The sequence below is a fragment of the Pseudomonas sp. S11P7 genome (genome assembly GCF_023195435.1).
Classification (GTDB): domain Bacteria; phylum Pseudomonadota; class Gammaproteobacteria; order Pseudomonadales; family Pseudomonadaceae; genus Aquipseudomonas; species Aquipseudomonas fluorescens_G.
Genome location: NZ_JALPKS020000002.1, coordinates 5,800,829 through 5,812,600 on the forward strand (window position 1 = coordinate 5,800,829; position 11,772 = coordinate 5,812,600).

Here is an 11,772-nt window from a genome sequence, read left to right on the forward strand (position 1 = left end):
CGTGGGAACGATCATTGCGGTGATCAGTCAGGAATCGGCAGGCACAGGCTCTCTTTGACTTCTTCCATGACGATGTAGCTCTTTGATTCGCGCACATGCGGCAGCTTCAACAGTATGTCGCCAAGCAATTTGCGGTACGAGGCCATCTCGGAAATCCGTGCCTTCACCAGATAATCGAAATCCCCTGACACCAGATGACATTCCAGTACGTGGGGCAATTTCAGCACCGCGCGTCGGAACTCTTCGAAAGTGTCGCCGGATTTGTAGTCGAGGCTGATCTCGACGAACACCAGCAGGCTACCCTTCAGATGCTGCGGATTGAGCCGGGCGTTGTAGCCCATGATGATTCCTTCGCGCTCCAGACGCCGCACGCGCTCGGTGCAGGGCGTGGTGGAGAGACCGACCTTTTCCCCCAGTTCGGTAAACGAAATGCGCCCGTCTGCCTGCAGGATCCGCAGGATGTTGCGGTCGATCTTGTCCAGCTCGCGCTTGGTCTGGGTGTTGGTCCGCATAGGGGATGCGCCTCCGTGAAAAGGGTTTTTGCCGAGAATTGTCGCCAAATATAGGCGCTTATATAGTGAAAAGCACTGGCGTTTCTTTTTTACACTGCGCGCATCATTGCTCGAACAACACAGCTCGGCACAAAGCCGCGATGAGGGATTGAAAATGCGCGTCATGGTCTTGGGTAGCGGCGTCATCGGTACCGCCAGTGCTTACTATCTGGCCCGTGCCGGGTTTGAAGTGGTGGTGGTCGACCGGCAGCCCGCCGCGGCCATGGAGACCAGTTTCGCCAACGCCGGCCAGGTCTCGCCGGGCTACGCCTCGCCGTGGGCCGCGCCGGGCGTCCCGCTCAAGGCGATCAAGTGGCTGTTGCAACGCCACGCACCGCTGGCAATCAAGGCCACCGCCGACATCGACCAGTACCTGTGGATGGCGCAGATGCTGCGCAACTGCACCGCCAGCCGCTATGCGGTGAACAAGGAGCGCATGGTGCGACTGTCAGAGTACAGCCGCGACTGCCTCGACGAACTGCGCGCCGAAACCGGCATTGCCTACGAAGGCCGCAGCCTCGGCACTACGCAGTTGTTCCGCACCCAGGCGCAACTGGATAACGCCGCCAAGGACATCGCCGTGCTGAAAGACTCCGGCGTACCGTTCGAAGTCCTTGATCGCGCCGGCATTGCCCGCGTCGAACCGGCGCTGGCCGGCGTCACCGATATTCTCGCCGGCGCCCTGCGCTTGCCGAACGACCAGACCGGCGACTGCCAGATTTTCACCACGCGTCTCGCCGAAATGGCGCGCAAGCTCGGTGTGGAATTCCGCTTCGGCCAGGACATCCAGAAACTCGATTACGCCGGTGACCGCATCAATGGCGTGTGGATCGACGGCAAACTGGAAACCGCTGATCGCTACGTACTGGCGCTGGGCAGCTACTCGCCGCAATTGCTCAAGCCGCTGGGCATCAAGGCCCCGGTATATCCGCTCAAGGGTTACTCGCTGACCGTGCCGATCACCAACCCGGACATGGCGCCGACCTCGACCATTCTTGACGAGACCTACAAGGTTGCAATTACCCGGTTCGACAACCGCATCCGCGTTGGTGGCATGGCCGAGATCGCCGGTTTTGACCTGTCGCTGAACCCGCGTCGGCGCGAAACCCTGGAGATGATCGTCAACGACCTTTATCCTCAGGGCGGCAATCTGGCCGAGGCAAGTTTCTGGACCGGTCTGCGGCCGACCACGCCGGACGGCACGCCGATCGTTGGCGCCACGCCGTTCAAGAATCTGTTCCTCAACACCGGTCACGGCACCCTGGGTTGGACCATGGCGTGCGGTTCCGGGCGTTTGCTGGCCGATCTGATGGCGAAGAAAAAACCGCAGATCAGTGCCGATGGCCTCGATATTTCCCGTTACGGCAACCAGACCCAGGAGTCCGCAAAACATGTCAATCCAGCGCCAGCTCACCAATGAGCGCATGAGTCAGATCGTCAGCCACAACGGTACGGTGTACCTGGCCGGGCAGGTCGGCGACGACTTCGATGCCGGGATTGAACAGCAGACCCGCGACGTACTGGCCAATATCGAGCGTCTGCTCGATCTGGCCGGCACCGACAAACAGCATCTGCTCTCGGCGACGATCTACCTGAACGACATCGAGGCGCACTTTGCCGGGATGAACTCGGTGTGGGACCAGTGGCTGCCCAAAGGCGCCGCGCCGGCGCGTGCCACTGTCGAAGCGAAAATGGCCAAGCCGAGCATCCTCGTCGAGATCTCCATCGTTGCTGCGCTGCCGTAAGCCGTAACTAAGATCCCTCTCCCGGCGCTGTTGGTGGTTCACGCCGCCAGTCGGCGCCGGTTTTTCTTCCATGACTGCCTAGAAGTCCGCCGCCATGCGTCCTGCCCGTGCCCTGATCGACCTTCAAGCCCTGCGCCACAACTACCGAATTGCCCGTGAAGTCACCGGCGCGAAAGCGCTGGCGGTGATCAAGGCAGACGCCTACGGCCATGGCGCGGTGCGTTGCGCCCAGGCGCTGGAAGCCGAGGCCGACGGGTTTGCCGTGGCGTGCATCGAAGAGGCGCTGGAGTTGCGCGCGGCCGGCATTCGCGCGCCGGTGTTGCTGCTGGAAGGTTTCTTCGAGGCGGATGAGCTGGCGCTGATCGTCGAGCATGATTTCTGGTGCGTGGTGCATTCGCTGTGGCAGCTCGAAGCCATCGAACAGGCAGCGTTGAGCAAACCGATCACGGTGTGGTTGAAGCTCGACTCCGGCATGCACCGTGTCGGCCTGCACCCAAAAGACTACCCGGCCGCCTATCAGCGCCTGCTGGCCAGCGGCAAAGTGGCGAAGATCGTGTTGATGAGCCACTTCGCCCGTGCCGATGAACTGCACGCGCAAAGCAGCGCCGATCAGGTGGCCGTATTCGAGGCAGCGCGCCAGGGCCTGGCGGCAGAAGTCAGCCTGCGCAATTCGCCTGCGGTGCTTGGCTGGCCAGACATCCAAAGCGATTGGGTTCGCCCTGGCATCATGCTCTACGGCGCGACCCCGTTCGAAGAAGCCAACGCCGTCGCTGAACGCCTGCAACCGGTGATGACCCTGGAATCGAAAGTCATCAGTGTGCGTGAGTTGCCGGCCGGTGAGCCAATCGGTTACGGCGCAAAATTCATCACCGACAAGCCGATGCGCATCGGCGTGGTCGCCATGGGTTATGCCGATGGCTATCCACGTCAGGCGCCGACCGGCACGCCGGTGCTGGTGGCTGGTCAGCGCAGCCGTCTGTTGGGGCGCGTGTCGATGGACATGCTGTGCATTGACCTCACCGACGTGCCGGAGGCCGGCCTCGGTTCGACCGTCGAGTTGTGGGGCAAAAACATCCTCGCCAGCGACGTGGCGCAGTGGGCGGATACCATCCCCTATCAGATCTTCTGCAACCTGCGCCGGGTGCCAAGGCTCTATTCCGAGGCTTGACGCGAGCGCGGGGACCGAGTGTTGTAAATACTGAACGCTGTCGCCATGATAACGCTCAATATTCTTACAACATCAGGAGGCTCCCGCCTTGGACGTCGGTGAACGACTGCAATCGATCCGCAAGCTCAAAGGGCTTTCCCAGCGCGAACTCGCCAAACGCGCGGGCGTCACCAACAGCACCATTTCGATGATCGAAAAGAACAGCGTGAGCCCTTCGATCAGTTCGCTGAGAAAAGTGCTCGGCGGCATTCCCATGTCCATGGTCGAGTTCTTTTCCGAAGAGATCCTGCAAGATCAGCCGACCCAGATCGTCTACAAGGCCAACGAGCTGATCGACATTTCCGACGGCGCCGTGACCATGAAGCTGGTCGGCCGCGCGCACCCCAGCCGGGCCATCGCCTTCCTCAATGAAATCTACCCGCCGGGCGCTGATACCGGCGAAGAAATGCTCACCCACGAAGGCGAGGAAACCGGGATTCTGGTCGAAGGTCGGCTGGAACTGGTGGTCGGCCTGGAAACTTTTATCCTCGAAGCCGGCGACAGCTACTATTTTGAAAGTACCAAGCCGCATCGTTTCCGTAATCCTTTCGATGTGCCTGCGCGACTGATCAGCGCAGCCACACCGGCGAATTTCTAGAGCAAGAGGCGCCAGGCCCTGATGGCCAAGGCGCCCGAACCGTTTGACGATGCGCAACAAGACCCCTTTAAAAATGGGGTTGTTTCAGTGTGGCGGGCTACCCGCTATACTTGCGCCCGCCTGCGAACCGTGGCCGCAGGCGTGAATAGCCACCATTGAGGGTGAACGCGTGAACCTAATTATGAAAATGCTGGCTGCACCAGCAACCGTACTGGCCCTCTGGGCTGTCAGCGCTCAAGCTGCGACTAACGACGACATTGCCAAACGCCTCGAGCCGGTCGGCCAGGTGTGTGTTCAGGGGCAGGAATGCAAAGGGATGGAAGTGGTTGCAAGCGCTGGCGGCGGTGGTGGAGCCAAGGCGCCTAAAGACGTGATCGCCAAGCACTGCAACGCGTGCCACGGCAGCGGCCTGCTGGGCGCGCCGAAAATCGGCGACAAGGCCGCCTGGAAAGAGCGGGCTGATCACCAGGGTGGTCTGGACGGCATCCTCGCCAAAGCCATTACCGGCATCAACGCCATGCCACCGAAAGGCACCTGCGCTGATTGCACCGATGATGAGCTCAAGGGTGCGATCAAAGAGATGTCCGGTCTGTAATCAGCGGCGCTCTGGACGTAAAAAACCGTCTTCGGACGGTTTTTTTGTGCTTGTGGTTTTTGCTCTTTCGATTAATTCAAAACCCTGACCCTCACCCCAGCCCTCTCCCGGAGGGAGAGGGGGCCGATCGAGGTGTCTGGCACTCTACATCGACCTGAATGACCTTAGCGATTATGGATTCAGCACATCATTTTCAAGTCGGTGTATCTCTTCAATATCCCCCATTCAGTCTCCTCTCCCTCCGGGAGAGGGCTAGGTGAGGGCAAGCGATCTCCAGCTATAAAGAACTCCCGTGGCCGACAATCGTCCAGGACTTTGGGCTGTCCTTTGCAGCAAACTCAAGGCAATCTCGGTCTACCCCTATCAACGGAACGGGCGGGAGGCTTCAGATGGTGCAGTTGTGTTCGATCGAACAGGCAGTGGATGACGTGCTCGCACGCTTGCCAGCGCATATCCACATGGGCCTGCCGCTGGGGCTGGGCAAGCCCAACCACTTCGTCAACGTGCTGTACCGGCGCATCAAGGACCTGCCCGAGCGCCAGCTGACGATCTACACCGCGCTGTGTCTGGGACGGCCGAGTCTGGGCGATGGTTTGCACAAGCGCTTTATCGAACCCTTTGTCGAACGGGTTTTCGGTGATTACCCCGAGTTTGATTTTCTCGCCGAGCTGCAGCGCGACAGCCTGCCCGCCAACATCCGCGTCCAGCAGTTTTTCATGCAGCCCGGCAGTCTGCTCAACAGCGCCCCGGCCCAGCAGGATTACGTCAGCAGCAACTACAGCCATGCTGCCCGCGACATCAACGCCGCCGGCCTGAATCTGGTCGCGCAATTGCTCGCCAGCAGCAGTGAACACCCGGACCGCCTGAGCCTGAGCTGCAACCCGGACATCACCCTCGACTTGTTGCCAATGATCGCCAAACGCCGCGAAGCTGGCGAGACGATTGTGCTGGTCGGCCAGGTTCACACCGATCTGCCGTACATGCCCGGGGATGCCGAAGTCGACATCGACACCTTTGATTTGCTGATCGACGAGAAGGACAGCAGCACGCTGTTCTCGACGCCGAACATGCCCGTCGGTTTCCAGGATCACTTCATCGGTTTACATGCCAGCACCCTGGTGCGCGACGGCGGCACGCTGCAGATTGGTATCGGTTCGATGGGCGATGCGCTGACCGCGGCGTTGCTCGCCCGTCAGGCTGACAACGTCGGTTATCGGGCGTTGCTTGATGACGTCAATCTGAGCCAGTGGGCGCAACTGATCGAGCGTGAGGGCGGCACCGCACCGTTCGCCAAAGGTTTGTATGGCTGCAGTGAAATGTTCGTCAACGGTCTGCTGGTGCTGGCCGAGGCGGGAATTATTCGGCGCAAGGTCTACCCCGACGTGCCGACGCAGCAGCAGGCCAACGCCGGCACCCTTGACGAGGCAGCGCAGCCCGACGGCATCTGCGTGCATGGTGGCTTCTTTCTCGGCCCGTGCAGTTTTTATGAGCGTTTGCGTGAGCTGCCGCAAAGCAAACTGCTCGAATTCAACATGACCCGCATCAGCTACATCAACGAGTTGTACGGACAAGAAGAGCTCAAGCGTTTGCAGCGCCTCGATGCGCGATTTATCAACACCGTGTTCACCATGACCCTGCTCGGCGCCGGGGTGGCTGATCAACTTGCGGACGGCCGCGTGCTCAGCGGCGTTGGCGGGCAGTACAACTTCGTCGCCCAAGGCCATGCACTGCATGACGCACGTTCGATCCTGATCCTGCGCAGCTGGCGCGAGTCGGGCGGCGAGGTCAGTTCGAATATCGTCTGGGAATATGGCCATTGCACGATTCCGCGACATCTGCGCGATATCGTCGTCACCGAATACGGCATCGCCGATCTGCGCGGCAAGCCCGACGCGGCGGTGATCGAAGCGCTGCTCAATATCAGCGACTCGCGCTTCCAGCCGGGGCTGATCGAACAGGCGCAAAAGGTCGGCAAGCTGCCGAAGGATTTCCGCCTCGATCCGCGTTTTGCCGACAACACACCGCAGCGCTTGCAGGCGATCGCCGCACGGCATCCGAATCTGTTTCCGGAGTATCCGCTGGGCTGTGATTTCACCGCGATCGAGCGGGATCTGCTGCGCGCGCTGAACTGGCTGAAGAGCAAATTCAAGCTGACCGAAATACTGGAACTGGGCAAGGCAGCGCTGGATGCGCCGGAGGCATCAGCGTTTCCGGAACATCTGGAACGGATGCAGCTCACAAACCCCGAAGGCCTGAAAGAAGAGCTTTTCCAACGCCTGTTGCTCACCGGCCTCAAAGCCACCGCGCAATAAATGCCCAGCGCAAAACCCACTGTGGGAGCGAGCCTGCTCGCGAAAGCGGTGTATCAGTCAATCAAGATGTCGACTGACCCTAAGCATTCGCGAGCAGGCTCGCTCCCACAGGGATATTGCGGTGCTGCTGGTTTATTCGATGAAGGTGACGACGCCATCCTTCAGCGACTTGACGCGGGCCAGCGACTCGACGCGGTAGCCCTGCGAATCCAGCTCGGCGCGGCCGCCCTGGAACGACTTCTCGATGACGATGCCCAGACCGGCCACGGTGGCGCCGGCCTGTTTGATGATCGAGATCAGCGCCTGGGAAGCCTTACCGTTGGCCAGGAAGTCGTCGATGATCAGCACGCGGTCGCTGCTGGTCAGGTGGCGTGGGGAAATCGCCACGGTGCTTTCGGTCTTCTTGGTGAACGAGTAGACGGTCGCCGACAGCAGGTTTTCAGTCAGGGTCAGGGACTGCTGCTTGCGGGCGAAGATCACCGGCACGCCGAGGTTCAGACCGGTCATGATCGCCGGGGCAATGCCCGACGCTTCGATGGTGACGATCTTGGTGATGCCCGAGTCCTTGAACAGCGCGGCGAATTCGTCGCCGATCAGCTTCATCAGGGCCGGGTCGATCTGGTGGTTCAGGAAGGCGTCGACCTTCAGGACCTGGTCGGAAAGCACAATGCCTTGTTCGCGGATTTTCTGCTGCAATGCTTCCATGAAGCTGTCCTCATTTGGCGCCTGGTGCGCCGAAGGTCTAGTAAAAAGGGGTCAATTCTAGCGCTTTAACATCGCGCGTATGTCGGCCAGAGCGTTATTGCCGCGCACGGCTTTGACTTCGGTCGGGGTGTCGTCGTTGCCTTCCCAGGCCAGATCGTCCGGCGGCAGTTCATCGAGAAAGCGGCTCGGTGCGCAGTCGATGATTTCGCCGTACTGCTTGCGCTTGGCGGCGAAAGTAAACGCCAGGGTCTGACGGGCGCGGGTGATGCCCACGTAGGCCAGGCGGCGTTCTTCTTCGATGGTGTCGGCTTCGATGCTGGAGCGGTGCGGGAGGATTTCCTCTTCCATGCCCATGATGAACACGTACGGGAATTCCAGACCCTTGGACGCGTGCAAGGTCATCATCTGCACGCCTTCGGCGCCGTCCTCTTCTTCCTGCTGACGTTCGAGCATGTCGCGCAGCACCAGTTTGCCGATCGCATCCTCGACGGTCATTTCGCCTTCTTCGTCTTTTTCGAGGGTGTTTTTCAACGCCTCGATCAAGAACCAGACGTTGCTCATGCGGTAGTCGGCGGCCTTGTCGCTGGAGCTGTTGGTGCGCAGCCAGTTCTCGTAGTCGATGTCCATGACCATGCTGCGCAGCGCCGAGATCGGATCTTCGCCGGCGCATTGCTCGCGGACCTTGTCCATGAAGCGCTTGAAGCGCGACAGGCGATCGGTGAAGCGGCTGTCCAGATGCTCGCCGAGGCCGATTTCATCGGTGGCGGCGTACATCGAGATCTTGCGCTCGGTGGCGTAATTGCCGAGTTTTTCCAGGGTGGTCGAGCCGATTTCGCGGCGCGGCACGTTGATCACGCGCAGGAAGGCGTTGTCGTCGTCCGGGTTGACGATCAGGCGGAAGTAGGCCATCAGGTCCTTCACTTCCTGGCGACCGAAGAAACTGTTGCCGCCGCTCAGGCGATACGGCACCTGATGGTGCTGCAGCTTCAATTCGATCAGTTTGGCCTGATAGTTACCGCGATAGAGAATCGCGAAATCGCTGTACGGGCGGTCGGTGCGCAAGTGCAGGCTGAGGATTTCCATGGCCACGCGCTCAGCTTCGGCGTCCTCGTTGCGGCAGCGAATGACGCGGATCTCGTCGCCGTGGCCCATTTCACTCCACAGCTGCTTCTCGAATTCGTGCGGGTTGTTCGAGATCAGCACGTTGGCGCAGCGCAGGATGCGACTGGTCGAGCGGTAGTTCTGTTCGAGCATCACCACTTTCAGCGACGGGTAATCGTCCTTGAGCAGCATCAGGTTTTCCGGGCGCGCGCCGCGCCAGGCGTAGATCGACTGGTCGTCGTCGCCGACCACGGTGAACTGGTTGCGCTTGCCGATCAGCATCTTCACCAGCAGGTACTGGCTGGCGTTGGTGTCCTGATATTCGTCGACCAGCAGGTAACGCACCTTGTTCTGCCACTTTTCGAGGATGTCGGCGTGTTCTTCGAAGAGTTTCACCGGCAGCAGGATCAGGTCGTCGAAGTCCACCGCGTTGAACGCCTTGAGCGTGCGCTGGTAGTGGGTGTAGACGATGGCGGCGGTCTGTTCCTTGGGGTTGCGCGCGTTTTCCAGCGCCTGCGGCGGCAGGATCAGGTCGTTTTTCCAGGCGCCGATCATGTTCTTGATCTCGTCGACGCCGTCGTCGCCTGCGTATTCCTTCTGCATGATGTCGGTCATCAGGGCTTTGACGTCGGTCTCGTCGAAGATCGAGAAACCGGGTTTGTAGCCCAGCCGCGCATGCTCCTTGCGGATGATGTTCAGGCCCAGGTTGTGGAAGGTGCAGACCGTCAGGCCGCGACCTTCGCCGGCACGCAGCAGGGTGCCGACCCGCTCTTTCATCTCGCGCGCGGCCTTGTTGGTAAAGGTCATGGCGACGATGTACTGGGCGCGGATGCCGCAGTTCTGGATCAGGTGCGCGATTTTGCGCGTGATCACGCTGGTCTTGCCGGAGCCAGCACCGGCGAGCACCAATAGAGGGCCGCCGACGTAGTTCACGGCTTCTTGCTGCCGGGGATTGAGTCGGGACATACGAAAATTCGGGAGTCGTTGACGAAATGGGCCGGCATTTTAACAGGCTCAGCGAATTGTGCTGCTCTGTCCGACTTGTGACGTAGCACGCGATGCGGATTTGCCGGTTTTGTTACTTTCACGCAGGATGCGCGGTGATTTTGCGGCTAATGTTCTCGTTTGTGACCAAAGATAACGTTTTGTCCGGCTTTGGTGATCATGCTCATTGGTCAATGTTTCGCACAACGGCATAATGCCCAGCCCACATCATTGCAGAGTCTAGGGAGTCAGCTTGTCTACGCCTGTCGAGCCCTTGCGTTTGCTGTTACTGGCCGAAGAGCCAGCGTGGACAGCGTTATTGCGCGAGTGTCTGGCGCCCATGGGGAGCGCGGCGGTGCTGATCAGCGCGCCGAGCTGGGAGTCGGTCAGCAGCCTGTTCGAAGACAACCGCCACGCGGTGTTGTTGACCATTCCGGCGTTGCAACCGGCCCCGGGCCGTTGCAGCCTGCCGACGGTATTGCTGCTCGATCACGAACCGGCCACGGCGCCGGATGGGGTCAGTGACTGGCTGGCGTTCGATGCCCTCGATGCCGGGATGTTGCGCCGTTGCCTGCGCCATGTGCGCGAGCGCGGGGTACTCGAAAACACCTTGCAGCGCCTGGCCGAACAGGATCCGCTGACCGGTATCGCCAACCGCCAGGGTTTCCAGACCCTGCTGACGGCACGTCTGGCGGAAAATGACGGCCGTGGTCTGGCTCTCGGGCATCTCGACCTCGACAACTTTCGCCACGCCAACGACGCCCTTGGCCATCAGGCCGGCGACCGGCTGATCCTGCAAGTCGTCGCGCGCCTGAAAAGCCAGCTTGAGGCCGGTGATCAACTGGCGCGCCTGGGCAGCGACGAATTCGCCTTGCTGATCGACACCCGCCGCGCGCCCGAGCGGGCCGAGTGGATGGCCGAGCGCATCACCGAAGCACTGGCCGAACCGTATTGGGTCGATGGCGAGAGCCTGTTGATCGGCTCCAGCCTCGGCATCGCCCACGCCCGCGCGCAGGCCGGCGCCGACCCGCTGATGTGGCACGCGCACATTGCCATGCAGCAAGCCAAAAGTACCCAAGGCTGCACCTTTCATATCTTCAACGAGCGCATCAACCGCAACGCGCGGAGCATGGCCGATCTGGAAAGCGAGCTGCGCCGGGCGCTGCGGCGCGATGAGCTGGAGCTGCATTACCAGCCTCGGCTGAACCTTGAAGACGGCCAGATCGTCGGCCTCGAAGCTCTGGTGCGCTGGCGTCACGGCGAGCGCGGCCTGCTGCCGCCGAGCGAGTTCGTGCCGCTGGCCGAGCAGAGCGGTTTGATCGTGCCGTTGGGCTATTGGGTGATTTCCCGCGCTCTGCGCGACATGCGAGCGCTGCGCGAGCAAGGCTTGCCAGCGCTGCACATGGCAATCAACTTGTCGTTCCGCCAGTTTCAGGACAGCCAGTTGTTGCCGACCCTGAGCCGGCTGATTCTCGAACGTGGCGTCGAGGCGCAATGGCTGGAATTCGAACTGACCGAAACCGCGGTGATGCGCCGCAGCGATCTGGTCAAGCAGACCATGGACGCCCTCGGCCGCCTCGGCGTGCGCTTTTCGCTGGATGATTTCGGCACCGGGTTCTCCTCATTCGTGCACCTCAACAGCCTGCCGATCACCTTGCTGAAGATCGACAAAAGTTTTGTCGGCGGCATGGAACAGCGTGAAGAGAACCGCAAACTGGTGCACGCGATGATCAATCTTGCGCACAACCTGCATCTGGAAGTGGTGGCCGAAGGCGTGGAAACCACCGAGCAGTTGCAATTGCTGCGCGGGTTTGGCTGCGATCAGGTGCAGGGTTACCTGATCAGCCGGCCGTTGCCGCTGGCGGAGCTGGTGGAGTACCTGGTGTCTGGATCGAGTCAGCAGCCGGCGCTGGAAATCGTAAGCTAAACACGATCCCGGTTGTAACCACTAACCCTGTGGGAGCGAGCCTGCTC

At 60.7% G+C, this 11,772-nt stretch carries 10 protein-coding genes; 7 read left to right on the forward strand and 3 right to left on the reverse strand.

Annotation, left to right across the window (positions count from 1 at the left end):
- Positions 1-23: 23 nt before the first annotated feature.
- Positions 24-512, reverse strand: coding sequence for an Lrp/AsnC ligand binding domain-containing protein (locus M0746_RS26500; RefSeq protein ID WP_010465173.1), 489 nt, complete (start codon positions 510-512; stop codon positions 24-26).
- A 154-nt stretch (positions 513-666) separates the two neighbouring features.
- Between M0746_RS26500 and dadA the strand changes: the two genes are divergently transcribed.
- The 6 genes from dadA to M0746_RS26530 all read left to right on the forward strand — a co-directional run bounded on the left by dadA (position 667) and on the right by M0746_RS26530 (position 7,008).
- The gene (dadA, locus tag M0746_RS26505) at positions 667-1,971 is read left to right on the forward strand and encodes a D-amino acid dehydrogenase (protein ID WP_208939267.1); all 1,305 of its coding nucleotides are present in this window, start codon (positions 667-669) and stop codon (positions 1,969-1,971) included.
- Complete coding sequence (locus M0746_RS26510) at positions 1,943-2,296, forward strand: RidA family protein (protein WP_034152045.1); 354 nt, start codon at positions 1,943-1,945, stop codon at positions 2,294-2,296. The genes dadA and M0746_RS26510 overlap by 29 nt, the downstream gene beginning before the upstream one ends.
- 94 nt (positions 2,297-2,390) lie before the next feature.
- Positions 2,391-3,464: an alanine racemase gene (alr, locus tag M0746_RS26515; RefSeq protein WP_258451175.1), complete on the forward strand. Its 1,074-nt coding sequence runs from the start codon at positions 2,391-2,393 to the stop codon at positions 3,462-3,464.
- Between the two features lie 88 nt (positions 3,465-3,552).
- Entirely contained in the window at positions 3,553-4,101 is a 549-nt protein-coding gene (locus tag M0746_RS26520; protein ID WP_016772566.1) for a cupin domain-containing protein, read from the forward strand.
- Positions 4,102-4,282: 181 nt separating this feature from the next.
- Complete coding sequence (locus M0746_RS26525) at positions 4,283-4,696, forward strand: c-type cytochrome (RefSeq protein ID WP_342454970.1); 414 nt, start codon at positions 4,283-4,285, stop codon at positions 4,694-4,696.
- Between the two features lie 389 nt (positions 4,697-5,085).
- Entirely contained in the window at positions 5,086-7,008 is a 1,923-nt protein-coding gene (locus tag M0746_RS26530) for an acetyl-CoA hydrolase/transferase C-terminal domain-containing protein (protein ID WP_258451176.1), read from the forward strand.
- A gap of 132 nt (positions 7,009-7,140) precedes the next feature.
- Here M0746_RS26530 and M0746_RS26535 read toward each other — a convergent pair whose 3' ends face one another.
- Positions 7,141-7,713 carry a xanthine phosphoribosyltransferase gene (locus tag M0746_RS26535; RefSeq protein ID WP_203419986.1) on the reverse strand — a complete coding sequence of 191 codons (573 nt, stop codon included), beginning with the start codon at positions 7,711-7,713 and terminating at the stop codon, positions 7,141-7,143.
- A 57-nt stretch (positions 7,714-7,770) separates the two neighbouring features.
- The gene (rep, locus tag M0746_RS26540) at positions 7,771-9,780 is read right to left on the reverse strand and encodes a DNA helicase Rep (RefSeq protein WP_206414469.1); all 2,010 of its coding nucleotides are present in this window, start codon (positions 9,778-9,780) and stop codon (positions 7,771-7,773) included.
- Between the two features lie 271 nt (positions 9,781-10,051).
- Between rep and M0746_RS26545 the strand changes: the two genes are divergently transcribed.
- Positions 10,052-11,725, forward strand: a complete 1,674-nt coding sequence (locus M0746_RS26545; protein WP_258451177.1) for a putative bifunctional diguanylate cyclase/phosphodiesterase — start codon at positions 10,052-10,054, stop codon at positions 11,723-11,725.
- Positions 11,726-11,772: the final 47 nt, after the last annotated feature.

Excerpts from the sequence above, each read along its gene's own strand:
- M0746_RS26500 (WP_010465173.1), bottom strand. The coding sequence starts at position 512 with ATGCGGACCAACACCCAGACCAAGCGCGAGCTGGACAAGATCGACCGC.
- dadA (WP_208939267.1), top strand. The coding sequence starts at position 667 with ATGCGCGTCATGGTCTTGGGTAGCGGCGTCATCGGTACCGCCAGTGCT.
- M0746_RS26510 (WP_034152045.1), top strand. The coding sequence starts at position 1,943 with ATGTCAATCCAGCGCCAGCTCACCAATGAGCGCATGAGTCAGATCGTC.
- alr (WP_258451175.1), top strand. The coding sequence starts at position 2,391 with ATGCGTCCTGCCCGTGCCCTGATCGACCTTCAAGCCCTGCGCCACAAC.
- M0746_RS26525 (WP_342454970.1), top strand. The coding sequence starts at position 4,283 with ATGAAAATGCTGGCTGCACCAGCAACCGTACTGGCCCTCTGGGCTGTC.
- M0746_RS26530 (WP_258451176.1), top strand. The coding sequence starts at position 5,086 with ATGGTGCAGTTGTGTTCGATCGAACAGGCAGTGGATGACGTGCTCGCA.
- M0746_RS26535 (WP_203419986.1), bottom strand. The coding sequence starts at position 7,713 with ATGGAAGCATTGCAGCAGAAAATCCGCGAACAAGGCATTGTGCTTTCC.
- rep (WP_206414469.1), bottom strand. The coding sequence starts at position 9,780 with ATGTCCCGACTCAATCCCCGGCAGCAAGAAGCCGTGAACTACGTCGGC.